The following is a 24,514-nucleotide window of genomic DNA, read 5'->3' as shown; positions in this document are numbered from 1 at the left end:
GCAGCTGGGTGGGTCTGAAGGACTACGTGGAGCGCCGCCCGGCCCTTCGAGCCGGTTGGCGGCGCGTGAGCAGCACCCCGGTGATGCAGAGCGCGCCACCGAGGAAGGTGAGGGCCGGGGGAACCTCTGCCAGGAGGGCCCAGGCGATGAGGGTCGCGATGAACGGCACGAGGAAGGTCGTCAGCGTCAGCTTGCCGGCATCGCTGCGGGCCAGGACGAAGGCCCACAGGGAGAAGGCCACCGCCGTCGGGAAGATCCCGAGGTAGGCAATCCACAGGAGGGTGTCGGCATCGGACTGCCGGATCACGTCGACGAGCTCGCCGGACCAGGGCAGCAGCGTGATGACGCCGATGGCACAGGCGAGGAAGGTGACCTCCGGTCCGGGCAGGCGTCGCAGCAGTGGCTTCTGGGCCAGCACGCCGATGGCGTAGGTCACGGCGGCGATGACCGCCAGCCAGACGCCGACCCGGTCACCCGAGCCACCGTTGGAGAAGCCGCGCGCGATGATGAAGACCCCGGCGAAGCCGACGACCATCCCCACCACGAGCCAGGACGTCAGTCGCTCGCCGAGGAAGACCGTCGCCAGCAGAGCCACGATGATCGGGCCGATCTGGACGAGCAGGGCAGCGGTGCCGGCGTCGATGCGTCGCTCGGCGTCGTTGAGGGCCAGGTTGTAGATGCCGAACCAGGCCACCCCGCAGAGGATGAGCAGACCCCAGTCGCCGCGCCGCGGCCAGGTCGGTCGGCGCCGGAAGACGAGCACCCCGAGGGCGACAGAGGCGACGAGGAGCCGGCCCAGCGAGAGGGCGCCGGGTGGGACGTCATGACCGAGGTGCCGGATCGCCACGAAGGCGGACGCCCAGAGGACGAGTGTCACGGCCATCGCGGCGAGCACGAGCCAGGTGGCCGTCCGGGTGGCCGGTGGCTCGGTCCTCGCTGGAGCGCGGGCCGCTGCCTCGGTGGAGGAGTTGCGGGGGCTGGTCACGGAACGACGGTAAGCAGGTGGCGCCTGCGTGTCTCGCGAGTTTCGCCGTTCACCGGCTCGCGAGCCGGCGCGCACTGAAGTCGTCATGGCAGAAATCATTCGTGTGAATGATTTCTGCCACCAGTGGCAGAAGTGCCGATGTTCGCCCTCTTCCTGCCACTCGTGGCAGACTGTAGCGATGCTGCACACGGTCGCCGTCCTGCTCGAGGAGCCCGTCGCCCCGTTCGAGCTGGCCGTGCTGTGTGAGGTCTTCGGGATCGACCGCACCGAGGATGGCGTCCCCCCTTTCGACTTCAGGGTGTGCGCCGCCGATCCTTCCAAGGTCCTCCGGACCAAGACCGGCATGGGCGTCGTCGCCACGCACCCGTTCGAGGCCGCGCGCGACGCGGACCTCATCGCGATTCCCGGCGGCTCGGTCGACGGCCCCTTCCATCCCGAGGCGCTGGAGCTGCTGCGCGGAGCAGTCGCCCGCGGCGCGCGGGTCCTGTCGGTGTGCAGTGGCGCCTTCTGGCTCGGTGCGGCGGGTCTCCTCGACGGTCGCGCCTGTGCCACCCACTGGAAGCACTCCACGCTGCTCGCCGAGCGGTTCCCCGAGGCTCGGGTCGACGCTGACTCGCTCTACGTGGACGACGGACCCGTCCTGACGAGTGCCGGCACGGCCGCCGGCATCGACGCCTGCCTCCATCTCGTCGGCCAGGAGCTGGGCACGGACGTCGCGAACCGGATCGCGCGCCGCATGGTCGTCCCGCCGCACCGGGCCGGCGGTCAGCGGCAGTTCGTCGAGACGCCCCTGCCGGTCGAGTCGGCGGACAGCCTGCGGGAGCTGCTCGACTGGCTCGCGCAGCACCTGGACGAGGAGCACTCCGTGCCCGCGCTCGCGGCCCGGGCCACCATGTCCGAGCGCACCTTCGCCCGCCGCTTCGCCCGGGAGGTCGGCACGACGCCGCACAAGTGGATCACCGCTCAGCGAGTGCTCCGCGCCAGGCACCTTCTGGAGACCACGACCCTGGACGTCGAGGGGATCGCGCGGGCCTGCGGTTTCGGCACGGCAGCCGTGCTGCGCAGCCACTTCCAGAAGGAGGTCGGCCTGCCTCCGCTCCAGTATCGCCGCACGTTCGCCGGCCGCGACGTCCGGACGCCACCTCCGGTGCCACCCTGGCCCGCCGAACACCGGTCGATCACGGTGTCTTCGGAACTATTGCCTCAGTACTAGATAAGCGTAGACAAGGTCATCGACGGTTGCGGCGGTGGATCACCGCGCTGAGCACCGTCGCGAAGCCGCACCAGGCGACGTAGGGCACGAGCGCCCGACCGGCGACCGGGTTGGCGGCTGCGGATCGCCGGACCAGGTCGGCTCCGCTCGCCGTGAGGGCGGCGGACTCGAGCGCTGCTGCGCCCGGGCTCCGGCCCCGCCAGAACACCACACTCCAGCCCGCGTTGAGCATCAGGTTCGCCCCAAGGGAGGCAAGGTAGGTGCGGCGACCCGCTTCGTCGCCGCGCCGGTCGAGGCTCGTCAGGGTCGCCGCGGTGCTCGCTGCGAGGTCCGCGTAGAGCAGGCTCCACACGATCGGAAAGGCCGACTTCGGTGGTTGCCACGGCGGCAGGTCAAGGCTCCGATACCACCGTGAGTCCGGCTGTGTGGCAAGCGATCCCAGCACGGCCGCAGCAGTGACGGCGGCACCGGTGAGCGCGAGGTTGCGCAGGGCGGTGTCGGGCCGGGTTCCCTCCATCGCCCGGCGCACCGCCTCGTCGAAGCCGGTCAGCCCGCCGGGCACGGGCACGCGGTCGAGCAGGTCGGACTCCTTGGCCACCACCTCGTGCACCAGGCTGCCGACGAGCGGCTTGGCGATCCCGGCGCCGATGGGCGTCACGAGGCCGACCCAGTGGCTCGCCAGGCGCGGCGTCAGCACCGGCACCGTGACGACGACGCGGCGGCGCAGCCCGGTCACCTGCGCGAAACGCTGGATCATCTCGCGGTAGGTGAGCACCTCAGGCCCGCCGATGTCGAAGGTCCGGTTGACGTCGGTCGGCAGCTCGGCCGCTCCCGCGAGGAGGGTGACCACGTCGTCGATGGCGATGGGCTGGATCCGGTTGTCCAGCCACTTCGGCGCCACCATCGCGGGCAGCCGCGTGGTGAGGTGGCGCAGCATGTCGAACGACACCGACCCGTCGCCCAGGACGACCGCGGCCTGCAGCACCGCCGTCGGGACGCCCGACTCGAGGAGGATCCGCCCGACCTCCACGCGCGAGGCGAGGTGCGGCGAGAGCTCCTCACCGTCGGGGTGGAGTCCGCCGAGGTAGACGATCCGGGACACGCCCTGCTCCCGGGCGACCGCGCCGAAGGCGGCTGCCGCCTCGCGGTCGCGCTCGGCGAACCCCGGCTCGTCGTCCATCGAGTGGACGAGATAGAACGCAGTCCGTATGCCGCTGAGCGCGGTTTCGAGGTCCGCGCGGTCCGCGACGTCCCCCACGACGACGTCGACGTGCTTCCCCCAGGGCCGGTCGTCGAGGGAGCCGGCTCGCCGGGTCAGGACCCGCACGGCCCAGCCCTCGGCGAGCAGCCGGGGCACGAGCTGTCCGCCGATGTAGCCGGAGGCGCCGGTGACGAGAGCGGTCCGCTGCGAGGCGGTCCTGGCCGGGGTGGTGGTGGCGGTCATGCGGTCACCTCACGAGGTCGAGGACGGGTGGGAGCAGCAGGAGCATCCCGGTCGACCACGTGACGTGGGTGATGACCGGACCGAGGATTCCCCCGGTGACGCGCCGCTGCAGGGCGGTGACGAGGCCGACGACGCCGGCCGCGAGGACGAGGAGCGGCACGCCGCTGCCGACCGTCGTCAACGCGTAGAGCACGGTGGTGACGGCAACCGCGTGGCGGGGGAGGGCGGCATACAGGGCGCCGCGGAAGTAGAGCTCCTCGGCGATGCCGTTGAGCACGGTGATGCCGAGCACGACGGGGAGGGACCCGAAGCGAGCGTGGTCGAGCAGGTCGTCGACGGGTGCCCGGAGGACGGGAACCCGGGCGACGACGAGAGCGCCGGCGAGGAAGACGGCGAGGAGCAGCCCGCCCAGCGCGAGCGACTGTGCGACGGGGCGCTCGCGCGCGCCGCGCCGCGTGGTTCCGAGACCGAGGCGGAGGGGGCCCGAGAGCAGCGCCCCGAGGGCCCAGGCAGCAGCCAGTCCCAGGGTCGCCGCGTAGAACAGCGCGTCGCCCGGTCGGATCCGCAGCGCCCAGGCCAAGAGGGCCGCCCCCACGACGAGACTGATGCCCACGACGACGCGGCGCCGGAGCCGGGCCCCGGGGGGATCCGGTCGAGCATCGGCGACGGGCCTCAGCAGGGCGGCGTCGACAAAGGCGCGCAGCTCGGCGACGGGGCCTCGCACCACGTCACCTCCTCGACAGCTCGTAGCGGGTCAGGGCCTCCCGGCGCTCGACGTCGTGATCGACGATGCGGCCGGGATACCCGTGGTCATACCCGTTCGGGTGGTCCCACGGCTCGTGCGCGGCCGCGCCGGGCAGGTGGGCCAGCTCGGGCACCCACCGCCGGACGTACTCGCCCTCGGGGTCGAAGCGGTGCGCCTGGCGGAGTGGGTTGAGCACGCGGAAGTAGGGCGCCGCATCGGTCCCGGTCCCGGCCACCCACTGCCAGCCGTGGTTGTTCGAGGCGATGTCGCCGTCGAGGAGGTGGTCGAGGAAGTGCCGGGCCCCGGCGGGCCACCACACGTGCAGATCCTTGGTGAGGAAGCTGGCCGTGATCATCCGCAGCCGGTTGTGCATCCAGCCCTCGGCGAGCAGCTGGCGCATGCCCGCGTCGACGATCGGGTAGCCGGTCCGTCCGGCGCGCCAGGCCTCGACGAGCCGGTCCGTCTCCGGGCCGGTGTCGTACGGAATTCGGGCGAGCTCCGGCCGCAGGTCCTGCCACGCCGACTCCGGGCGGTGCCACAGCACGTCGGCATAGAACTCCCGCCACGCCAGCTCCGTCACGAACGTCGCGGCGCCACTCGTGCGGCCGTCCGGGTGGGAGGCGATGTCGGCCAGCAGGGTCCGAGGGTGGATCTCGCCGTACTTCAGCGGGATCGACATCCGGCTCGTCGCGTCGAGGTCCGGCCGGTCGCGATCCTCGCCATATCGGGCCAGCTTGCCGTCGGCGAGGAAGTCGAGCCACTTCTGGCGGGCCGCCACCTCCCCGGCCAGCCCCCCGGATGAGGCAACGGCCGACACGGCGGGCAGGGCGACGCCCCCGACGTCCCCGTCGAACCACGGGATGCGCAGGGGCGGGGAGGCCGGCGGCGGCGAACCATGCGCCCGCCACGCCCTCGCGAACGGCCCGAAGACTCGGTAGGCCGCCCCGCTCTGCGTGACCACGCGACCGGGCCCAGCGGCATACGGAGTGCCGGTGGCCGCCAGGCGCCGACCCTCAGCGCTCAGCGCGGCCGCGACGGCCGCATCCCTGCGGCGCCCGAAGGGCGTCGTCTCCCGCGTCACGTGCACCGTCTCGGCCCCCACCTCACGGGCCAGCTCGGGGACGACCTCCCCGGGGTTCCCGGTGCGGACGACGAGGCGCCCATCGAGGGCGGCCGCGAGCGCCCGCACCGCCGCGACGAGCCGTCGCGAGCGGGGGCGGCCGGGCGCGAGCAGGCGGGGGTCGAGGACGAAGACGGGCAGCACCGAGGTCCCCGCGTCCAGCGCTGCCAGCAGAGCCGGGTGATCCGACAGCCGCAGGTCACGCCGGAACCAGAGGACCGAGACCGTCACGCCCGGGCACCTCGCGTGCTGAGCGCCGTCCACACCCGGCCGGGGACGAGGCGGGCGACGCTCGCCGCGACCGCCATCCGTTTGGGGAACACGATGTTCTCGTACCCACGCTCGAGGCCGTCAGCGATCGTCCGCGCGGCCTCGTCGGCGTCGATGAGGAACGGCATCGGGAAGTCGTTGACCGACGTCATCTCCGTGCGGACGAAGCCCGGGGCCACCGTCGTGACGCGAACTCCGCGCGGCGACAGGGAGGCCCGCATGGCCTCCAGGAGGTTGAGCTGGGCCGCCTTGGTGGCGCCGTAGGCCTCCGACCCGGCGAGCCCGCGGTAGCCCGCGACCGACGCGATGCCGACCACGTGGCCGCTGCCCTGGGCGACGAGCCCGGGGACGACGGCCGCGAGGACGTTGTTGAGGCCGAGCAGGTTCACCTCGACGTGGCGCGCGAAGACCTCGCGGTCCCACGTGGCGGCGTCGAACTGCTTCCAGTAGCCGGCGCTGTGGATGACGGTGTCGATACCGCCGAGGCGCTCGCGGACCGTCGCCGCGGCTGCGTCGACGGCAGCCGTGTCGGTGACGTCGAGGGGGACGGTCACCATGTCGCCCGAGGACACCGTGTCGAGCTCGTCGGTCCGTCGGCCGCTGATAGCGACGACGGCGCCGCGCCGGACGAGCTCGCGCGCCAGCTCGGCGCCGATGCCACTGGACGCCCCGACGACCCAGATCCGCTCGCCCCGGACCGCCCGGCTCACGCGGCGTCCAGGATGCCGATGGCGGCGCCGGCGACGTCACTGCCACCGCTGGCCAAGCCCGGTCCCTGCCGCTCGAAGCGGATCTGCGCGACGTCGAGGTAGCCGGACGCGAAACCGGCCTCGCAGTAGGCCAGGTAGAACTCCCACTTGTTGCGGAAGGTCTCGTCGAAGCCGAGCCCCTCCACGTGGGGCCACTGCTCCATGAACGTGGCCCGCCAGCGCCGCAACGTCTCGGCGTAGTCACGCCCGAAGGCCCGCACGCCCGCCACGCGCAGGTCCGTGTGCCGGTGCGTCACCTCGGTGATGGCGCGCAGGCTGGGGATGAGGCCGCCGGGGAAGATGTGCTTCTGGATCCAGCCATAGGAGCGGCGCGTCACGAGATAGCGGTCGTGCGACATGAGGATCGCCTGGATCGCGGCGACGCCACCGGGGGCGAGCAGGCCCTCGATCGCCTGGAAGTACGTCGGCCAGTACTCCTCACCGACCGCCTCGATCATCTCCACCGAGACGATCGCGTCGTAGCTGCCGCGCGCCTCCCGGTAGTCCTCGAGCCGGATGTCGATGCGCTCCGCGACGCCGGCAGCCGCGGCGCGCTCGCGGGCCAGGGCGGCCTGCTCGCGCGAGAGCGTCAGCGTCGTCACGTGGGCGCCGCGCTTGGCCGCCTCGATCGCGAGGGTGCCCCAGCCGGTGCCGATCTCCAGGACGCGGGTGCCCGCGGTGACGCGGGCGTCGTCGAGGATGGCGTGGACCTTGCGCAGCTGTGCGTCCTCGAGCGTCTGCTCCTCGAGCGGGGCGGCCCGGTCGAAGAGCGCCGAGCTGTAGGTGAGCGTCTCGTCGAGGAACGCGGCGAAGAGGTCGTTGGACAGGTCGTAGTGCGCCTCGATGTTGCGGCGCGAGCCCGTCAGCGTGTTGCGCTGCTCGTGCGGGATGGCCCGGTCGACGACCTGGCGCAGGGCGACCCAGTGCTTCGGGATCGCCGTGGTGAGGCGCTCGGCGAACGGCCTCAGCACGTCGGCGAGGTCCGTGCCCGGGGCGGCGCGCCAGTCGCCGGCCATGTAGGCCTCGCCGATGCCGATCTTCGGGTGGTGGGCGAGGCGGTCGAAGAAGGCCGCCGGCCGTCGCAGCTCGACACCAGGCCGTATGCCGCTGGGCTCGGTGCCGCTGTCCGCTGACCGTCGGAGCGGGGTGCCGTCGGGGAGTGTGACGTCGACGGGCACGCGGTCGAGGACCTGCTCGAAGATGGTGCGGGCCAGCTTGGCTCGCAACCGGATCGGGGTGAGTGTCGGGACAATGGGCTGGGGCTGGATCGTGGTCATCGGACTGCCTCCTCCAGGCGGTGTGGGCGGGGGACCACGGGCAGGCGCCGCATCCAGAGTCGCACGCCGTGCCACCGGATGAGGGCCGTGACGCGGTGGGTCATGAAGGCGTGACGGACGGTGGTGGACAGCAGGGCGCGCGTGGTGGCCGGGATCGGCCGACCGGCGACCGCGGCGTCGAGGACGGTCGTGCCGTCGCGGTTGAGTCGGATCGCGACGGCGACGCGTCGCTCCTCGAGGACGAGGCGGATGTCGTAGGACCCCGAGACGTCGTTGAACGGGGAGACGTAGAAGGCCTTGTCGACGGCGGCTCGACCGCGGTCGTCGACCTGGATGAGGTAGGTGTGGCGTCCGCGGTAGGTGTTGTGCACCTCGAGGACGGTGGCCAGGAGCTCGCCGTCCGGGGCGATGCACCAGTAGACGGTGAGCGGGTCGAAGACGTGCCCGAGGGAGCGTGCGTGGGCGAGCATGAGGACGCGGCTGTTCTGCGGCAGGGAGACCCCGCGGGCCGCGAGGAACCGGTCGAGGTCGCCGCGGATGCCGCCGCCGAGCCGTCCGCCGTCGAGGTGGTCGGCGGCGTCGAACCGGGCGAGCAGGGAGGTGGGCCAGGGCAGTCGGGGGAGGTCGTCCACGTCGACGAGCCACTGGAAGTGGCGGTGGCGGAAGCGGTGCGTCAGCGGGGTGTGGCGTGTGTGCGAGACCGTCCCCTCGACGAGGCTCGGGACCGGTGGGGGTGTGACGGTGGTCGTCACCAGGTCACCCCGAAGGACGCGGCGGCCTCGACTCCGGAGCGGCAGCCGTCCTCGTGGAAGCCCCAGCCCAGGTGGGCGCCGGCGAAGGCCAGGCGTTCCCCGCCCGCGGTGCGGAGCCGGCTCGCCGCCGCGACGGCCTCGCCGGTGAAGATCGGGTGCTCATAGGACATCTCGGCCGTGACGGAGGCCGGGTCGACCAGGCCCTCGGGATCGAGGGTGACGACGTGCTCGTCGGGGCCGGGCAGGCCCTGCAGCCGGTTCATCCAGTAGCTGACCGCGACGTGCGAGCTGGGGGCGTCGCAGGAGCGCATCCGGTAGTTCCACGAGGCCCGGGCCTGCTGGGCGGAGGGCAGGACGGCGGAGTCGCGATGGAGCCACACGGTGTTGCGTGAGTAGCGGATCGCGGCCAGGTCCTCCTTCTCCTGCGGCGTCGCATCGGCGAGCAGGTCGAGGGCCTGGTTGGCGTGCGTGGCGATCACCACGCGGTCGAAGCGCTCTGGTGCTGCGTCCCCGACGCGGACATCGACCCCGTCGTCGTGGCGCTCCACGGCCGTGACCGGCGCGGAGCGGCGGACGTCGGGAAGCCGGGAGACCAGGCGGTCCACGTACGTTGCCGACCCGCCGACCACGGTGCGCCACTGGGGGGAGCCCGTCACGGTGAGCATGCCGTGGTGGTCGAGGAACTGGAAGAGGTGCCGGGCCGGGTAGGTCTCGGCGTCGAGGTCTCCGCAGGACCAGACGCAGGCGACGAGCGGGATGGCGAAGTGCCGGACGAAGTAGGTCGAGAACCCTCCGTCCCGGAGGAACTGGCCCCACGTCGGGTCGGTGGACGGGTCCTCGAGGAGCCGTCGCGCCGCGCGGTGGAAACGAGGGACCTCGGTCAGGAGCCGGATGAACCGCGGGTCCGCGGCCCGGCCCGGCTGGGCGAGGATGCCGCGCAGGCCGAGGCCTCCCGCGTAGGAGAGCCCGCACTGCTCGCACGTGATGCTCATGCTCATCTCGGTTGGCCGGGTCTCGACGTCGAGCTCGCGGAAGAGTCGCAGCAGGTGCGGGTAGGTCCGCTCGTTGTGGACGATGAAGCCACTGTCCACGCGGAGGGGATCGGCGCCCGCCCCCTGGTCCGGGGCCGGGACCGTGTGGGTGTGGGCGTGCCCGCCGACCCGCTGGTCCGCCTCGAAGAGCGTCACGGCGTCGGTGCGGGACATCACGTGGGCCGCGGTCAGGCCGGCGACGCCGGCGCCGATGACAGCGGTGGTCGGTTGGCGGCGCTGGTTCATGGTGCTCCCTCGGGGGACTGCGTGGGGTGCGGATGGCCAGCCGTTCGGAGCCGAGTCGGGGCTGGATGGGCTTTCCCTGGCCTGTTCGTCAATGTAGAGTCTCTGTATAAGGTTTGTCAAAGGTTATCGAGGAGGACCCCATGCAGTTCGTTCGCACACTCACCGTCCCGGCCCCTGCCGACCGGGTCTTCGCCTACCTGTCGGACTTCACGACGACGACGGAGTGGGATCCAGCCACCGTGCGCACCGAGCGGGTCTCGGGTGACGGTGGCGTCGGCACGCGGTATCGGAACGTCTCCCGGTTCATGGGCCGCGAAGCGGAGGTGAGCTACGTCGTCACGCAGCTCGAGCCCGGGCGCCGCATCGTGCTGCGGGGCGAGAACTCCAGCCTGGTCGCCCATGACGACATGACCATCGACGGCGCCGCTTCCGGCTCGACGGTGACCTACTCCGCGAGCTTCGAGCTCAAGGGGTGGCGCAAGGTGGCCGCCCCCCTGCTGGCGCCGGCCCTGAAGCGGCTCGTGGACGACGGAGCCGACGGGTTGCGGCGCGCCCTGCACGCGCTGTGATGTCCAGACCTAGACTGGACAAACCATGTACACCATCAAACGTGCGGCCGAGCTGACGGGGATCAGCCTGTCCACCCTCAGGGCGTGGGAGCGGCGCTATGGCGTCGTGAGCCCGGCACGGTCCGACGGCCGCTACCGCCTCTACTCGGCGGAGGACCTGCGCGCCCTCGGCATCATGGCGGCTCTGGTCCAGGAGGGGTGGTCGGCCCGTGAGGCGGCCGCCGAGACCAAGGCGCGCCTCAGCAGTGGGGGCTCAGTGCCCGGTCGGGGGCTGGCTCCAGGCAGTGCTGTCGCCGGGGCCGTCTCGGATGACCTCGTGGCCGAGCTCGTCGAGGCCGCGGCCGCGCTGGACCCGGCCCGGGTGTCGGACGTTCTCGACGACGCTTTCGCACGGGCGGCCTTCGAGCGAGTCGTCGACGACTGGCTCATGCCCGCACTCGTCGTCATCGGTGACTCCTGGGCCGACGGGCGCATCACCGTTGCGGGTGAGCACCTGCTCAGCTATGCGATCCAGCGCCGGCTGGCCGCGGCCTACGAGGCGGCCGGAGGTCGCGCCGTCGGTCCGGTGGTCGCCCTGGGCCTGCCGCCGGGCGCCCGGCACGAGCTGGGGATCCTGGCCTTCGCCGTCGGCCTGCGCAGAGCGGGCTTCTCGACGGCCTACCTCGGAGCCGACCTCCCCGCGGGGGACTGGGTGGCGGCAGTCGGAGCGCGAGCCGCCGCCGCGGTGGTCCTCGCGGTGCCGCGGCAAGCCGACGTCGTGCCGGCCCGCCAGGTCTGCGAGGAGCTGCGCACCGCCCGTCCCGACGTCGTCACCTTCGTGGGTGGTGGCCGGCAGGAGGACGTCGGTGCCGGCTCTGTCCCCCTCGGGCACCAGGTCCGGGCGGGGGTCGAGCTGCTCGAGTCGACCCTCACGTCCCGGCGCCCGGCCTAGACAGGACGACGCCCGCCCCGGAGCAGAAGGCTGCATCCGGGCAGCCCGCCCTTGGCGACGTCGTCGATGAGCCCGGCGCCGATCAGGGTCTTCAGCCCGGCCTTCTGGCAGGACGTGTCCGGTGCGGCCGATGCGGAGCCGGCTGAGGCTACGGAGGGGCCACCACGCATCGGACCCCGGCCCGATTGGTGGTGGCGGAGGGCGCTCAGGTCGAGGTGGGCGCGGACCCGGCCCAGCGGCATACGGGAAGGGGCCACCACGCATCGGACCCGGGCCCGGGACGTGGTGGCGTCTGCCGCGTGAGCCCACCACGCATCGGACCCGGGCCCGGGACGCGGTGGCGTCTGCCGCGTGAGCCCACCACGGATCGGACCCCGGCCCGATTGGTGGTGGTGGCGGAGGGCGCTCAGGTCGAGGTGGGCGCGGACCCGGCCCAGCGGCATACGGGATGGCGCCACGACGGGCCGAGGCTGGAGACCCGACCGCACCCAGCCGACAGCGCCGTCGGTGCGAAGGTCATCGGCCCGTCGTGGACGTGTGGACCCGGCACCGCTGGGCCGGAGTCGAGGAAGCTGGGTGCGCACATGGGAGGCCTCACGGGGCCGAACCGAGGACGGCCTGCAGCGTGACGAATCCGTAGCCGCGCGCCCGGAGTGCATCGATCAGCCTCGGCAGGGCATCGGCGTCGAGGGTCGAGCCGTCTTCCGGGTGGGCGCCGACGTGCATGAGCACGATCTCCCCCGGGACCGCCGCATCGAGGACCCGGTCGACGACCGAGCCAACCGACTGGCCGCCGGAGGTGCCCTTCCAGCCCAAGGTGTCGACGGTCCACCGGAACGGCACGTAGCACTCGGAGTTGACGACCGAGATGGTGTGCCCGGTGACGGCGCCGAAGGGGAAGCGGAAGTACGGCCTCGGGTCCTGGCCCGTGACGGCCTTGATCCGGCTCTCGGCGCTGTTGATCTCGGTGCGCACCCTGGTGTCGGACACGGTGGTCAGGTCGGGGTGGTTGTACGTGTGGTTGCCGATCGGGTACTTCGCCATGGCCCGGGCGCTCCCGGGGAAGGCGTCGACGAAGTCGCCGGTGAGGAAGAAGGTCGCCGGCACGCCCTTGTCGGCCAGCGTCGCCAGGATCGAGGCGACCCCGTCATTGCTGGCTCCGGCGTCGAAGGTCAGGGCGACGACCTTGCGATCGGTCGGCACGCGCGTCAGGTCGCGCCCGAGCAGCCCGCTCGGGACGGAGCAGCTGGGCGGACGAGGGGCTGTGGTGGTGACCGGGGGCCGCGGGGTGGTGGAGGTCGAGGGCTTGGGCGCCGCGGTCGGGGGCTTCGTTGTCGTCGTGCGTGGCGCTGTGGTGACCCGGGTGGTCTGCGGCGGCGTGGTCGTCCTTGGCCGAGGTGTCGCGCGAGTGCTCGTCGACGGGCTCGTCGTGCTGGATGACGGGCTGGTCGAGAGGCTGGTGCTCGTGGCTGCCGACCCGGTCGGGGACCTCGAAGCGCCGGGCGGCTCGGGATCGGCGCCGCCGCACGCCGAGAGCACCAGACCGGCCGCCACCCCCGCCCCTGCGAACCAGCGGAGCCTGCCGCGAGACGCTGCACCCATGGCGCCTTCTTCCGTCACCCCCAGTTGACTCCTGGCCGGTCCCTCCGGTTGACACCTGTGGTGCACCGCACGCGTCTTCTCCATCACAGCACGGCCCGACGGGTACGTTCGGCTCGTGACGGACACGCGGGAGGAGCGGCAGGCCAGGTGGGCGCGGTTCGCCCCAGGGCTGGGCGTGCTGCTCTCCTACGACCGCACCTGGCTGCGTGGCGACGTCCTCGCGGGCGTCACCGTCTCCGCCTACCTCGTCCCGCAGGTGATGGCCTATGCGGAGGTGGCGGGTCTCCCGGCCATCACCGGCCTGTGGGCGTGCGCCCCGGCCCTCGTCGTCTATGCGCTCCTCGGGTCGTCGCGGCAGCTGTCCGTCGGCCCGGAGTCGACGACGGCCCTCATGACCGCGGCCGGGATCGGCGCGCTCGCGGGCGCGGCGGGCGCCGGCCGTCACGCCGAGCTCGCCGCCCTGCTCGCCCTCGCCGTCGGGGTGGTCTGCGTCCTCGCGTGGCTCGTGCGTCTCGGGTTCCTCGCCGAGCTGCTGTCCAAGCCGGTGCTCGTCGGCTACATGGCCGGCATCGCGGCGCTGATGATCGTCAGCCAGCTCGACAAGATCACGGGCATCGACGTCGAGGGCGACTCGTTCCTCGAGGAGGTCGGCTTCACGGCGACCCACCTCGACCAGGCGCATGCGCCCACGCTCGCCATCGCGCTCGGCGTGCTCGCGGTCCTGCTCGCCTTCGGGCGGTGGGCCAGGCGCTGGCCGGGCCCGCTCATCGCGATGCTCGGCGCCGCGGCCCTCGTCCAGGTGCTCGGCCTCGCCGACGAGGGCATCAAGGTCGTCGGCGAGGTGCCGAGGGGCCTGCCGCCGATGGGCCTCCCGCGGCTCGACGACGTCGAGATCTGGAAGCTGCTCCCCGCCGCGATCGGGGTCGCTGTGGTCGCCTACAGCGACAACGTCCTCACCGGCCGGGCGTTCGCCCTCAAGCGTCGCGAGACGATCGACAGCAACCAGGAGTTCGTCGCGCTCGGTGCGGCCAACATCGCCTCCAGCCTCACCTCCGGGTTCCCGGTCAGCTCGAGCGGCAGCCGCACCGTGCTCGCCGACGCCATGGGCGCGCGCACGCAGCTGCACTCGCTCGTCTCGGTGGGGGTGCTGGCGGCGACGATGTTCTGGCTCGGCCCGATCCTGGCCGCCTTCCCGACGGCGGCACTCGGCGGTGTCGTCGTCTACGCGGCGCTGCGGCTCGTCGACGTGGCGGAGCTGCGCCGGATCACCGGCTTCCGGCACAGCGAGCTCGTCCTGACCGTGTCGACGACGGTCGCCGTCCTCGTCTTCGGGGTGCTGCCGGGCATCGGCGTCGCGATCGTCCTGTCAGTCCTCGACCTGCTGCGGCGGATCGTCCACCCGCACGACGGCGTGCTCGGCTACGTCCCCAACGTGGCCGGGATGCACGACATCGACGACCACTCCAACGCCGTCCAGGTGCCGGGGCTCGTCGTCTATCGCTACGACTCCCCGCTCTTCTTCGCCAACTCGCACGACTTCGTCCGCCGCGCCCTGCAGGCCGTCGCCGACTCCCAGCGGGTCGCGCCGGTCGAGTGGTTCCTGCTCAACGCCGAGGCCAACACCGAGGTCGATCTGACGGCCGTCGATGCGCTCGACACGCTGCGCCTGTCACTGGAGGAGGAGGGCATCCGCTTCGCCATGGCTCGCGTCAAGCAGGACATGCGCGAGCCGCTCGAGGCGGCCGGGTTCGTCGACCAGGTGGGCGAGGACCACATCTTCCCGACGCTGCCGACCGCGGTCGCGGCCTACGCGAGGTGGTACGAGGAGCACCACGGCCACCCGCTCAAGGGCCTGGAGATCCCCCCGGTCCCGCGGCAGCCGCGGCACCCCGACTCCTAGCCGCCGCGAGCGCCATCGCCCCCAGGAGCGACAGCGTCCCCACGCGCCGGGACAGGCGGTTCGCCCGCCCGATGTCGTATGCCGCTGGGCTCGGTCCCGCGCCCAGGCTCCCTCGGTCCTCGGCCCGGCCCTCATAGACGTTGGTGCCGCCCAGCGTCACGCCGAGGACCCCGGCGAACGCGGCCTCGACGACGCCGCCGTTCGGGCTCGGGTGCGCGGGGGCGTCGTGCCGGATCGCGTCCCGGGCCCGGGACACCGCGACGGAGTCACCGTCAAGTGCGGCACTGGTCAGCGCGGCCCCGGCGGCGAACCGCGCGGGAACCCAGTTCGCCACGTCGTCCAGGCGCGCGGCAGCCCAGCCGAACTCGCGATAGCGCGGTGTCCGGTGGCCGACCATCGCATCGAGCGTGTTGACGGCCCGGTAGGCCAGGAGTCCCGGGACGCCCAGCGCGCCGCCCCAGAGCAGCGGGGCGACGACGGCGTCGGACGTGTTCTCGGCGACGGACTCGACGCAGGCCCGGGCGATCCCATCCGGGTCGAGCCGGGTCGTGTCGCGGCCCACGAGGTTGCGCAGCCGGAGCCGGGCGGCCGCGAGGTCCCCGGAGGACAGCTGCCCACTGATGACATCGCCCTCACGGACGAGCGACCGCCCACCGAGCACCGCCCACGTGGCCGCTGCCGTCGCCGCCGCATGGGCCACGGGAGAGCGCCGCGTCACCCGCTCGGCCATGAGCCCGAGGGCGGCCGTTGAGCCCACCAGCAGCGCGACGTGGGCGACTCCGGGAGCGCGCCCAGCGGCATACGTCCGCTTCTCGAGATGCCCCGCAAGGGTCCCGAAGCCCGCCACGGGATGCCAGCGGCGCGGGTCGCCGAGGAGGCGGTCCGCCACGAAGCCCAGCGCCAGCCCGGCGGCTCTCGACCCGACCCGACCCGTCACGCGCGGCCTCCTCTCGCCGCGCGCAGTCTGCCAGATCGGCGGTGCCCGTTCCGCAGGAGCGGACGGAAGGGGCGCCCGCAGCCGTGGCTGTGGCACAGTGGCGCCGTGAGTGCCCCCGACAACGTCGCCGAGACACCGGTGTTCTTCCTGGCCGGTGGCACGGGCATCTCTGCCGAGACGCTCGGCAACCTCATGCTCAACCAGTTCCCGACGGTGCGGTTCCGGCGGCGCAAGATCCCCTTCATCACGACGCCGCAGGTCGCCCGCCAGGTCGTCGCCGAGATGGACGCGGCGATGACGGACTCGGTGACCCCGCTCGTCTTCTCCACCGTCGCGGACGAGGAGGTGCGCACCGAGCTGGTCAAGACGAAGTGCGCCTTCATCGACCTCTTCGGCACTCACCTCGACGCCATCGAGCGGGTCCTCCACGTCAACGCCAGCCACAACCGGGCCGGCCTGCACGGCGTCGGCGACCCGCGCCGCTACGAGCAGCGGATGAAGGCGATCGAGTTCTCCATGGAGCACGACGACGGCCAGAGCCTGCGCAACCTCGCCCAGGCCGAGCTGATCCTCGTCGCCCCCTCGCGCTGCGGCAAGACGCCGACCTCGATGTACCTCGCGCTCCAGCACGGCATCAAGGTCGCCAACTACCCGCTCGTCGAGGAGGACTTCCAGTCCAACGACCTCCCGCGCCCGATCCGCGACTACGCCGACCGGTGCTTCGGCCTCGTCTCGACCGCCGCCCGCCTCGCCCAGGTGCGGAGCGAGCGGCGGCCGGGCTCGAAGTACGCCTCCCTCGCCCAGTGCAGCTATGAGCTGCGGCGGGCCGAGGCCCTCTACCGATCCCACAAGATCCCCTCGATCAACTCGGCATCGATGTCGGTCGAGGAGATGGCTGCGGTGATCATGCAGACCCGACACATGAACAACCTCGCCTAGCGGGCAGCCCGCCCGACACTGCCCGCCGCTGCCCGTCAGCGGCCTGTCACAGGCCCGTCATCGCCGACGAAAGGACAACACAATGACCGCCAACATCCTCTGGTTCCGTGAGCTGGGGCTGAGCGACGTCGAGTCGGTGGGTGGCAAGAACGCCTCCCTCGGCGAGATGGTCCAGCACCTCTCCAAGGCGGGTGTGTCCGTCCCCGACGGGTTCGCGACGACGGCGGACGCCTACCGGCGGTTCCTCGCGCACGAGGGGCTCGCCGACCGGATCAACGCCCTCCTCGACGACCTCGACGTCGACGACGTGCGGCGCCTCGCCGAGGTGGGGCACGAGATCCGCGACGCGGTCGAGTCCCAGCCCTTCCCGGCCGACCTCGAGAGCGAGATCCGGTCGGCCTACGACGAGCTCGTCGCCGCGGCCGGCAGCCCGGACGTGAGCTGGGCGGTCCGCTCGAGCGCGACCGCCGAGGACCTGCCCGACGCGTCGTTCGCCGGGCAGCAGGAGACCTTCCTCAACATCAGCGGGATCGACAACATCCTCCACGCGATCAAGCTCGTCTTCGCCTCGCTCTACAACGACCGGGCGATCGCCTACCGCGTGCACAGCAACTTCGACCACTCGGGCGTCGCGCTCTCGGCCGGCGTCCAGCGGATGGTGCGGTCGGACATCGGCGCCTCGGGCGTCATGTTCACCATCGACACGGAGTCCGGCTTCCCCGACGCCGTCTTCATCACGAGCGCCTACGGCCTCGGCGAGGGCGTCGTCCAGGGCGCCGTCAACCCGGACGAGTTCTACGTCTACAAGCCGGCGCTGCGGGCGGGCCGCCCGGCGATCCTCAAGCGGGGCATCGGCGCCAAGGCGACGAAGATGGTCTACACGCAGGACGCGTCGGTCGGGCGGACGACGGAGTTCGTCCCCGTCGACGCAGCCGACCAGGCGCGGTTCAGCCTCACCGACGACGAGGTGACCGAGCTCGCGCAGCACGCGGTGAAGATCGAGGAGCACTACGGCCGCCCGATGGACATCGAGTGGGCGCGTGACGGGATCGACGGGCGCCTCTACGTCCTCCAGGCCCGCCCCGAGACGGTGAAGTCGCGGGCCAGCTCGTCGACGCTGCGCCGCTTCCGGATGAACGAGCGCGGCCCCGTCGTCGCCGAGGGCCGCGCCATCGGCCAGAAGGTCGGCGCCGGTGCGGTCCGGGTGCTGACCGACGTCGCCTCGATGCACGAGTTCCAGCCGGGCGAGGTGCTCGTCGCCGACATGACCGACCCCGACTGGGAGCCGATCATGAAGCGCGCCAGCGCCATCGTCACCAACCGGGGTGGCCGCACCTGCCACGCCGCGATCATCGCCCGTGAGCTCGGCATCCCGGCCGTCGTCGGGTCGGGCAACGCCACGTCGGTCATGCAGGACGGTCACGAGGTCACCGTGTCCTGCGCCGAGGGCGACACGGGCTTCGTCTACGAGGGGCTGCTCGACTTCACCGTCGACGAGACGGCCCTCGACGAGATGCCCGACGTCCCGGTCAAGATCATGATGAACGTCGGCACGCCGGAGCAGGCCTTCGAGTTCTCCCGGCTGCCGCACAGCGGGATCGGCCTGGCCCGCCTCGAGTTCATCATCAACCGCCAGATCGGGATCCACCCGCGTGCTCTCCTCGAGCTCGACGACCAGGAGCCGGAGCTCCGCGAGCAGATCACCGAGCTGATCGCCGCCTACGACAGCCCGCGCGACTTCTTCGTCAAGCGGCTCGCAGAAGGCGTCGCGATGCTCGGGGCGGCCTTCGCGCCCGAGCCGGTCATCGTTCGGATGTCCGACTTCAAGTCCAACGAGTACGCCAACCTCATCGGCGGCGAGCGCTACGAGCCGCACGAGGAGAACCCGATGATCGGCTACCGGGGTGCGTCGCGCTACCTGTCAGCCGACTTCGCGGAGTGCTTCGCGATGGAGTGCGAGGCGCTGAAGTTCGTCCGCGACGAGATGGGCCTGACCAACGTCAAGGTCATGATCCCGTTCGTCCGCACGGTCGCCGAGGCCGAGGGCGTCATCGACCTGCTGGCCCAGCACGGCCTGCGCCGCGGCGAGAACGGCCTGCAGGTCATCATGATGTGCGAGGTCCCGTCCAACGCGGTCAACGCCGACGCGTTCCTCGAGCACTTCGACGGCTTCTCCATCGGCTCCAACGACATGACGCAGCTGACGCTCGGCCTCGACCGCGACTCCGCGCTCGTCGCCGGCTCCTTCGACGAGCGCGACCCGGCCGTCAAGAAGATGCTGAGCATGGCGATCCAGGCGTGCCGCGCCCAGGGCAAGTACGTCGGCATCTGCGGCCAGGGCCCGTCCGACCACGTCGACCTCGCGGAGTGGCTCCTCGACGAGGGCATCGAGACGATGTCGCTCAACCCCGACACCGTGGTTGACACCTGGCTCCGGCTGGCCAGGCACGCGCGCTGAGCGGGACCCAGCCCAGCGGCATACGACAGCGTCCGTATGCCGCTGGGCTCGCCTGCGCCGAAGGCGAGTCACGTCTCGGCGGGGTGGGTGAGCTGCTGGCCGTCGCCCATCGTGCCCTTGACGGGAGTCAGTCCTCCCGCCTGAAGGTGAGCAGGTAGTCGCCCGTCAGGTCGTGCGGGAGGGTGTCCCAGTGGATCACGGTCTCGCCGACGAAGGGGAGGACGGCGCCGATGGTTCTGGCCACGTCCCACGCGAGGGTGGTCGTGTGGCGGTCGTGCCGGATGTTGGCGACGTTGAGCACGAGGTGGCCGCCCGGCCTGAGATGGCGGGCCACCGTCTGCGCCACCGCGGTGAGGTCAGCCAGATAGCTCTCGTAGCTGCCCGCGACCAGGGTGTAGGCGGTGAGCGGGTCGTGCGGGTGGTCGTTCGCGGTGCGGTAGGGCGGTGACGTGAGGCAGAGCGCGACGGGCTCGGCGATGAAGCGGTGCAGACCGCGGGCGTCGCCCTCGATCACGGTCGCGCCGGGCGCGCGGGTGCGGGCCAGCTCGACCCGCTCGGGGAGCAGCTCGACGCCGAGGCCCCGACGACCGAGCCGGTCTGCGACGGAGAGGGTGGTGCCGAAGCCCGCAAACGGGTCGAGCACGAGGTCACCGGGATCGGTGAGGCGCTCGATGACCTCCGCCGCGACGTGCTCGCTGAAGTGCACGTCCTCGTCGGCCCCGGTGAGCCGCTCGGCAGCCAGCTCGGCCGTGGTTGCCGTCAGATAAGGCGGTAGGGGAGGTCGGGGCATCAGGATCAGTTGGTGACGACCTCGCCGCCGGCCTGCTGCCACGCGCCGATGCCACCGCCGAGGTGGTAGGCGGACGTGAACCCGGCACCCTGCATCAGCTGGAGGGCGGCGGCGGACCGGTTGCCGGAGCGGCAGTAGACGGCGTAGGTCGCCTTGGGGTCGAGCTGGCCGATCCGTGCAGCGAAGTCGGGGCTCTGCACGTCGATGTTGACCGCACCGGGCAGGTGGCCCTCGGCGTACTCAGCGGGGGTGCGCACGTCGAGGATCGTGGTGCCCTCGCGCTTGGCGGCCGCGGCGAAGTCGGCCGGCGACAGCTCGGCACCGAGCGTCGGGGCTGCGGCGGCAGGGGCAGCGGCGGTCAGGCTGGCGCCGCCGTCCGAGCCGCTGCAGGCGGCGACCGAGGTGAGGGCGGCGAGGGCGAGGAGGGCGCCGGCGAGACGACGACGGGGTGACATGTGAGCTCCTGACGGGACGGGTCGCAGGGCCATTCTCCACCGAGTGGAGGGGAAGGCTGGACCGAATATACCCCAGGGGGTATGTGGTGGCTGGTCTCATCCCGCAGGGTCCGGATGGCGTGGATGCGTCGCCTCAACCCGCCGCATCCAGGTGAAGTGGGATGCCGATCCTGCGCATCCAGGTCTTGTCGACGCAGCGAGGTGAGATCGACCCCACGGATATCGGGGTGACCCGGCCAACCGTCCGGGCCGGCACGGGCAGCTCGTCGGCCCGGTGTCGGTGGGATCTCCTAGGGTCACCGCAGGGGCATCGACAGTTGGGAACGCGATGGAGCTGAGTGCTGCACTGAAACTGGGCCGGGAGCTGATGGCCGCCCACGGCCTGGGTGACTGGTCCTTGAACCTCGACCGAGCCCGCACGCGGGCGGGAGTCTGTCGAGCGGCCACCCGAGAGATCTCGTTGAGCGCGCACCTGACGCGGCTCCACCCGGAGGAAGAGGTCCGGGACACGATCCTCCACGAGATCGCTCACGCGCTCGTCGGCCCCGGGCACGGCCATGACTCCGTGTGGCGGGCCAAGGCCCACCAGATCGGCTGCTCGGGCAACCGCTGCTCCTCGGCAGATGTGCCGAGCATCGCGGGTGACTGGGTGGGCACGTGTGCCATGGGCCACCGCACCACCCGGCACCGGATGCCGTCCCGGGTGGCCTTGTGCACCCGGTGCGCGGGCACCGACCTCTCCCGGGTCTTCACCTGGACCCATCGCGGTCAGCGGGTGCCGATGCACCCGAACTACGTCGCCGAGCTCGACGCGCTCCGGCTCGGGCTGCCTCAACTCGCCCCCGGCCGGCTGCGCCCCGGGGCCACGGTGCGGATCGCGGCGCCGGGGCAGTACGACGGGGTCGTCGGGCAGATCGTGACGCGCGGGCGGACCCGCTATCGCGTGCGCATCCCGGAGGGGCTGTTGTCGGTCCCCTTCGCCTGGGTGGAGCGCTCCGGCTGACCGCTGCCTCCGGGCGACCGCGGTCGCCCGGAGGCGCTGCGACCCGGTGGCCAAGGGGTCAGGGGCGCCCCCGGGCGTAGACGACCTCGTCGGAGAAGGAGCCGTCCGCGTTTCTCAGCCGGCCGGCGAGGACCGCCTCACGGACGAAACCGGCCCGGGCCGCGACGACTCCGGACGCCACGTTGTCGACCTTGTGGCCGAGCTCGAGCCGCCCGATCGACGTCGTGCTGAAGACCCAGTCGGCGACGAGCCGGAGCGCGCGCGTCGTGAAACCCCGCCCGCGGAACTCCGGCAGCACGCCGTAGCCGATGATGCCCACCTCGGGCGGGCCCATCCGGAGCACGCCGAGCTGCCCGGCCGCGCGTCCGGTGGCCCGGTCGACCATGGTGAGGCGCGCGGCGCGGCCGCGGACCCACTCGCGGCGCGCGCCGGCGGCCCGCTGCCGGGCCTGCGCCTCGGTGAGTCGTTCGCCGGTGAGCGACCAGCGGAGCGACTCCTCGTCGTTGTTCTCCGCCAACACCGTCGGCCAGTCCTCCGTCGTGACCGGCCGGAGCGTGAGCACCCCGTCGGTCAGCTCGGCGAGGGCCGGCCACGGCGCGGGCCCGGGGCGGGCTCGGGTCTCCGCGGGTCGCACGATGTAGGCATCCAGCAGGGGCGGTCCGGCCGCCTGCGCCCGAGCGCACGCGGCGGGGAGCTCCACGGTCAGCTCGTCGAGCCGGCCGGCGACGAGCACCTCGTCGTCGCGGCCGAGCCGTGCCCCCCAGTAGACGTTCAGGTCTGGATAGAGGTCGGTGAGCTCGAGGCAGCGCAGGTCCGGGTCGCCGACGACGACGGCCACGCCGTCCGCCGGCTCGTAGCTCTCGCTGAGGCCCTCGGCTGACACGAGCCTGACGTTCTCGTCGTCCTGGGCGAGGGAGATGCCGTGGGCCGCGGCGAGCAGCTGCGCCGCCGCGAGGCCGGGGACGACCTCCACCCCCGCGCCGAAGTGGTCCGCGAGCCGGTGAGCGATCTGGTCGGCCGCTGCCTCGACCCTGGGAAGGCCGGGAACGAGGATCCCCACGATCTGCTCGTCCGGCGTCAGATCCCCCAGCGCGTCGAGGCAGCCGGCAAGCAGTGCTTCTCCGTATGCCGCTGAGTTGCCTTCGCGCGCAAGCGGGCTCAGAGGGGTGGTTGCCTCAGCGAACCGCGGAAGCGGCTGCCTCTGGAGCACCTCGGAGACGAGGGTCCGCTGCGCGTCCGCGTCGCCGTCGACGACGAGGACGACGTCGACGGTCCCGAGGGCGACGGTGGCCGCCCTCGTGAGGTGCGCGCTGTGGCCGAGCCCGGTGCCGATGAGGCGGATCTGCTTGACCACGTTCGGGACTCCTTTCTCCGATGTGGATCATGCGGGGGTGGCGCAGGTCACGCTCTTGGGTGAATGCTGGGGAGCACCAGTCTCGCTCGATCCGGGAGGGTTCATGAGCACCACAGCGGACGACGATGTGCGCGAGGAACGTCGGGGAATGTTCTCGACCAGGCGGGTCTTCATCCTCGCCGCCATCGGTTCTGCCGTAGGCCTCGGCAACATCTGGCGGTTCCCCTACGTCGCCTACGAGAACGGTGGCGGCGCCTTCATCCTGCCCTACCTCGTCGCCCTGTTCACGGCGGGCATCCCGTTCCTCTTCCTCGAGTACGCGCTCGGCCACAAGTTCCGCGGGTCGGCGCCGTTGTCCTTCGCCCGCCTGTCGCGCGGCACCGAGGGGCTGGGCTGGTGGCAGGTCGGGGTCTGCTTCATGATCGCCGTCTACTACGCGGCGGTCCTGGCCTGGGCGCTCAGCTACACGTTCTTCTCCTTCAACAAGGCGTGGGGCGACAGCCCGGACAAGTTCCTCTTCGGTGAGTACCTCAAGGTCGCCGAGACGCCGGGCCTGTCGCTCGACTTCGTGCCGGGCGTCATCGTCCCCCTCCTCGTCGTGTGGGGAGCCCTCATCGTCCTCATGGCCCTCGGGGTGCAGCGCGGAGTGGGCCGCACCTCGGTCATCTTCATCCCCGTGCTCGTCATCGCGTTCACGGCGCTCGTCATCCAGGGCCTCACCCTCCCCGGTGCGGCAGCCGGCCTCGACGCGCTCTTCGCGCCGAACTGGTCAGCGCTCGCCGACCCGGCCGTGTGGGCCGCGGCCTACGGGCAGATCTTCTTCTCGCTGTCGATCGGCTTCGGCATCATGATCACCTACGCGAGCTACGTGCGCCGGCGCACCGACATGACGGGCTCGGCGATGGTCGTCGGCCTGTCGAACTCCGGTTTCGAGATCCTCGCGGGCATCGGCGTGTTCGCGGCCCTCGGCTTCATGGCCCAGGCGTCCGGCGTCGCCGTCAGCGAGGTCGCCACCTCGGGGCTCGGCCTGGCCTTCGTCGCGTTCCCGGCCATCGTCAACGAGGCGCCGGCCGGCGCGCTGCTCGGTGTCCTGTTCTTCTTCTCGCTGGTCCTCGCCGGCTTCACCTCGCTCATCAGCGTCCTCGAGGTGGTCATCTCCGCCGTGCGGGACAAGTTCGAGATGTCGCGCATCGCGGCGACCCTGTGGGTCACCATCCCCTGCGCCCTGATCAGCCTGGTCGGGTTCAGCACGACGAGCGGGCTCTACGTCCTCGACATCGTCGACCACTTCATCAACCGCTTCGGCATCCTGCTCGTCGCCGTCGTGAGCATGATCGTCCTCGCCTGGTTCGTGCGGGCGCTGCCGGGGCTGCAGAGCCACCTCAATCGGGACGGGTCGGTGCCGGTGGGCGTCTGGTGGCTCGCGCTCATCTCGGCGATCAGCCCGCTCGCCCTCGGCTTCGTGCTGATCCGTGAGTTCATCGCGGTCATCGAGAAGCCGTACGGCGACTACCCGCAGTGGATGCTGCTCGTCTTCGGCTGGGGTGCGGCCTTCGTGGTGCTCATCGCCGGCTTCCTGCTGGCCAGGATCCCCTGGCGACCGGACACACCCGTCCACGGACACGACAGGGAGGAGGTCGAACGATGACAACGGGAGCGATCGTCATGATGATCGTCGCCATCCTCGTGGTGTGGGGCGGGCTGGCCCTGGCCATCCACAACCTGCGCCGCGGCGACACCGAGG

At 71.9% G+C, this 24,514-nt stretch carries 24 protein-coding genes; 10 read left to right on the top strand and 14 right to left on the bottom strand.

Translation table 11 applies throughout. The features are described 5' to 3' along the window. Positions 1 to 22: 22 nt before the first annotated feature. Positions 23 to 985, bottom strand: a complete 963-nt coding sequence (locus OO014_RS02970) for a DMT family transporter (protein WP_272460778.1) — start codon at positions 983 to 985, stop codon at positions 23 to 25. Between the two features lie 178 nt (positions 986 to 1,163). On the opposite strand from OO014_RS02970, the gene OO014_RS02965 reads away from it, so the two are divergent. Continuing rightward, positions 1,164 to 2,198 (top strand): GlxA family transcriptional regulator, encoded by a 1,035-nt coding sequence (locus OO014_RS02965; RefSeq protein WP_272460777.1) that lies wholly within the window; start codon positions 1,164 to 1,166, stop codon positions 2,196 to 2,198. Between the two features lie 16 nt (positions 2,199 to 2,214). Here the strand turns inward: OO014_RS02965 and OO014_RS02960 are convergent, their stop codons facing one another. From OO014_RS02960 to OO014_RS02930, 7 genes are read right to left on the bottom strand one after another with little or no spacing between them, the layout of a single operon-like run. Further along, positions 2,215 to 3,642, bottom strand: a complete 1,428-nt coding sequence (locus OO014_RS02960; protein WP_272460776.1) for a tryptophan-rich sensory protein — start codon at positions 3,640 to 3,642, stop codon at positions 2,215 to 2,217. Positions 3,643 to 3,646: 4 nt separating this feature from the next. Continuing rightward, positions 3,647 to 4,366, bottom strand: coding sequence for a CPBP family intramembrane glutamic endopeptidase (locus OO014_RS02955; protein ID WP_272460815.1), 720 nt, complete (start codon positions 4,364 to 4,366; stop codon positions 3,647 to 3,649). A gap of 4 nt (positions 4,367 to 4,370) precedes the next feature. After that, positions 4,371 to 5,738 carry a cryptochrome/photolyase family protein gene (locus tag OO014_RS02950; protein WP_272460775.1) on the bottom strand — a complete coding sequence of 456 codons (1,368 nt, stop codon included), beginning with the start codon at positions 5,736 to 5,738 and terminating at the stop codon, positions 4,371 to 4,373. Further along, on the bottom strand, positions 5,735 to 6,487 hold the full coding sequence (locus tag OO014_RS02945; protein ID WP_272460774.1) for an SDR family NAD(P)-dependent oxidoreductase: 753 nt from the start codon (positions 6,485 to 6,487) through the stop codon (positions 5,735 to 5,737). The genes OO014_RS02950 and OO014_RS02945 overlap by 4 nt, the downstream gene beginning before the upstream one ends. Continuing rightward, on the bottom strand, positions 6,484 to 7,803 hold the full coding sequence (locus OO014_RS02940; RefSeq protein ID WP_272460773.1) for an SAM-dependent methyltransferase: 1,320 nt from the start codon (positions 7,801 to 7,803) through the stop codon (positions 6,484 to 6,486). Before OO014_RS02940 ends, OO014_RS02945 begins: the two co-directional genes overlap by 4 nt. Beyond that, positions 7,800 to 8,555 (bottom strand): DUF1365 domain-containing protein, encoded by a 756-nt coding sequence (locus OO014_RS02935; RefSeq protein ID WP_272460772.1) that lies wholly within the window; start codon positions 8,553 to 8,555, stop codon positions 7,800 to 7,802. The genes OO014_RS02940 and OO014_RS02935 overlap by 4 nt, the downstream gene beginning before the upstream one ends. Beyond that, positions 8,552 to 9,832, bottom strand: a complete 1,281-nt coding sequence (locus tag OO014_RS02930) for an NAD(P)/FAD-dependent oxidoreductase (protein WP_272460771.1) — start codon at positions 9,830 to 9,832, stop codon at positions 8,552 to 8,554. The genes OO014_RS02935 and OO014_RS02930 overlap by 4 nt, the downstream gene beginning before the upstream one ends. Positions 9,833 to 9,972: 140 nt before the next feature. On the opposite strand from OO014_RS02930, the gene OO014_RS02925 reads away from it, so the two are divergent. Together OO014_RS02925 and OO014_RS02920 are read left to right on the top strand one after the other, a co-directional pair. Continuing rightward, positions 9,973 to 10,401 carry an SRPBCC family protein gene (locus OO014_RS02925; RefSeq protein WP_272460770.1) on the top strand — a complete coding sequence of 143 codons (429 nt, stop codon included), beginning with the start codon at positions 9,973 to 9,975 and terminating at the stop codon, positions 10,399 to 10,401. 25 nt (positions 10,402 to 10,426) lie between these two features. Further along, a complete protein-coding gene (locus tag OO014_RS02920; protein WP_272460769.1) occupies positions 10,427 to 11,332 on the top strand; it encodes a MerR family transcriptional regulator in 906 nt (301 codons plus the stop codon). Here the strand turns inward: OO014_RS02920 and OO014_RS02915 are convergent. Continuing rightward, on the bottom strand, positions 11,329 to 11,592 hold the full coding sequence (locus tag OO014_RS02915; protein ID WP_272460768.1) for a hypothetical protein: 264 nt from the start codon (positions 11,590 to 11,592) through the stop codon (positions 11,329 to 11,331). The genes OO014_RS02920 and OO014_RS02915 overlap by 4 nt on opposite strands. Before the next feature lie 334 nt (positions 11,593 to 11,926). Beyond that, the gene (locus OO014_RS02910) at positions 11,927 to 12,535 is read right to left on the bottom strand and encodes a polysaccharide deacetylase family protein (RefSeq protein ID WP_272460767.1); all 609 of its coding nucleotides are present in this window, start codon (positions 12,533 to 12,535) and stop codon (positions 11,927 to 11,929) included. 67 nt (positions 12,536 to 12,602) lie between these two features. Between OO014_RS02910 and OO014_RS02905 the strand changes: the two genes are divergently transcribed. Together OO014_RS02905 and OO014_RS02900 are read left to right on the top strand one after the other, a co-directional pair. Beyond that, the gene (locus OO014_RS02905; protein ID WP_272460766.1) at positions 12,603 to 12,962 is read left to right on the top strand and encodes a hypothetical protein; all 360 of its coding nucleotides are present in this window, start codon (positions 12,603 to 12,605) and stop codon (positions 12,960 to 12,962) included. Positions 12,963 to 13,049: 87 nt separating this feature from the next. Beyond that, the gene (locus OO014_RS02900) at positions 13,050 to 14,834 is read left to right on the top strand and encodes a SulP family inorganic anion transporter (RefSeq protein WP_272460765.1); all 1,785 of its coding nucleotides are present in this window, start codon (positions 13,050 to 13,052) and stop codon (positions 14,832 to 14,834) included. On the opposite strand, the gene OO014_RS02895 is transcribed toward OO014_RS02900, so the two are convergent. Next, on the bottom strand, positions 14,779 to 15,771 hold the full coding sequence (locus OO014_RS02895; protein ID WP_272460764.1) for a cobalamin biosynthesis protein: 993 nt from the start codon (positions 15,769 to 15,771) through the stop codon (positions 14,779 to 14,781). The two genes, OO014_RS02900 and OO014_RS02895, sit on opposite strands and share 56 nt — an antisense overlap. A 105-nt stretch (positions 15,772 to 15,876) precedes the next feature. On the opposite strand from OO014_RS02895, the gene OO014_RS02890 reads away from it, so the two are divergent. Next, a complete protein-coding gene (locus OO014_RS02890) occupies positions 15,877 to 16,710 on the top strand; it encodes a pyruvate, water dikinase regulatory protein (RefSeq protein ID WP_272460763.1) in 834 nt (277 codons plus the stop codon). An 82-nt stretch (positions 16,711 to 16,792) separates the two neighbouring features. Continuing rightward, the gene (gene ppsA / locus OO014_RS02885; RefSeq protein ID WP_272460762.1) at positions 16,793 to 19,168 is read left to right on the top strand and encodes a phosphoenolpyruvate synthase; all 2,376 of its coding nucleotides are present in this window, start codon (positions 16,793 to 16,795) and stop codon (positions 19,166 to 19,168) included. A gap of 127 nt (positions 19,169 to 19,295) precedes the next feature. Here ppsA and OO014_RS02880 read toward each other — a convergent pair whose 3' ends face one another. Both OO014_RS02880 and OO014_RS02875 read right to left on the bottom strand, forming a co-directional pair. Beyond that, entirely contained in the window at positions 19,296 to 19,958 is a 663-nt protein-coding gene (locus OO014_RS02880; RefSeq protein WP_272460761.1) for a TRM11 family SAM-dependent methyltransferase, read from the bottom strand. Positions 19,959 to 19,963: 5 nt separating this feature from the next. Further along, a complete protein-coding gene (locus OO014_RS02875; protein WP_272460760.1) occupies positions 19,964 to 20,413 on the bottom strand; it encodes a rhodanese-like domain-containing protein in 450 nt (149 codons plus the stop codon). 328 nt (positions 20,414 to 20,741) lie between these two features. Here OO014_RS02875 and OO014_RS02870 point away from each other — a divergent pair, with 328 nt between their 5' ends. After that, positions 20,742 to 21,416 carry a SprT-like domain-containing protein gene (locus tag OO014_RS02870; protein ID WP_272460759.1) on the top strand — a complete coding sequence of 225 codons (675 nt, stop codon included), beginning with the start codon at positions 20,742 to 20,744 and terminating at the stop codon, positions 21,414 to 21,416. Between the two features lie 58 nt (positions 21,417 to 21,474). Here OO014_RS02870 and OO014_RS02865 read toward each other — a convergent pair whose 3' ends face one another. Beyond that, on the bottom strand, positions 21,475 to 22,770 hold the full coding sequence (locus OO014_RS02865) for a GNAT family N-acetyltransferase (protein WP_272460758.1): 1,296 nt from the start codon (positions 22,768 to 22,770) through the stop codon (positions 21,475 to 21,477). Positions 22,771 to 22,873: 103 nt separating this feature from the next. On the opposite strand from OO014_RS02865, the gene OO014_RS02860 reads away from it, so the two are divergent. Continuing rightward, the gene (locus OO014_RS02860) at positions 22,874 to 24,418 is read left to right on the top strand and encodes a sodium-dependent transporter (RefSeq protein WP_272460757.1); all 1,545 of its coding nucleotides are present in this window, start codon (positions 22,874 to 22,876) and stop codon (positions 24,416 to 24,418) included. Further along, positions 24,415 to 24,514: methionine/alanine import family NSS transporter small subunit (locus OO014_RS19340; RefSeq protein WP_420485471.1), on the top strand; the 100-nt coding region annotated here is incomplete at its 3' end. The genes OO014_RS02860 and OO014_RS19340, both read left to right, overlap by 4 nt.

Origin of the sequence: Intrasporangium calvum, assembly GCF_028446585.1 — a bacterium.
Lineage (GTDB): Bacteria > Actinomycetota > Actinomycetes > Actinomycetales > Dermatophilaceae > Intrasporangium > Intrasporangium calvum_A.
Note: the sequence above shows the minus strand (reverse complement) of the source record. Positions and strands in the feature narration are given on the sequence as shown.

Bases quoted from the DNA above. Each gene is read 5' to 3' on its own strand.
- OO014_RS02960 (WP_272460776.1), bottom strand. From the start codon at position 3,642: ATGACCGCCACCACCACCCCGGCCAGGACCGCCTCGCAGCGGACCGCT.
- OO014_RS02925 (WP_272460770.1), top strand. From the start codon at position 9,973: ATGCAGTTCGTTCGCACACTCACCGTCCCGGCCCCTGCCGACCGGGTC.
- OO014_RS02965 (WP_272460777.1), top strand. From the start codon at position 1,164: ATGCTGCACACGGTCGCCGTCCTGCTCGAGGAGCCCGTCGCCCCGTTC.
- OO014_RS02870 (WP_272460759.1), top strand. From the start codon at position 20,742: ATGGAGCTGAGTGCTGCACTGAAACTGGGCCGGGAGCTGATGGCCGCC.
- OO014_RS02920 (WP_272460769.1), top strand. From the start codon at position 10,427: ATGTACACCATCAAACGTGCGGCCGAGCTGACGGGGATCAGCCTGTCC.
- OO014_RS02940 (WP_272460773.1), bottom strand. From the start codon at position 7,803: ATGACCACGATCCAGCCCCAGCCCATTGTCCCGACACTCACCCCGATC.
- OO014_RS02875 (WP_272460760.1), bottom strand. From the start codon at position 20,413: ATGTCACCCCGTCGTCGTCTCGCCGGCGCCCTCCTCGCCCTCGCCGCC.
- OO014_RS02930 (WP_272460771.1), bottom strand. From the start codon at position 9,832: ATGAACCAGCGCCGCCAACCGACCACCGCTGTCATCGGCGCCGGCGTC.
- OO014_RS02860 (WP_272460757.1), top strand. From the start codon at position 22,874: ATGAGCACCACAGCGGACGACGATGTGCGCGAGGAACGTCGGGGAATG.
- OO014_RS02880 (WP_272460761.1), bottom strand. From the start codon at position 19,958: ATGCCCCGACCTCCCCTACCGCCTTATCTGACGGCAACCACGGCCGAG.
- ppsA (WP_272460762.1), top strand. From the start codon at position 16,793: ATGACCGCCAACATCCTCTGGTTCCGTGAGCTGGGGCTGAGCGACGTC.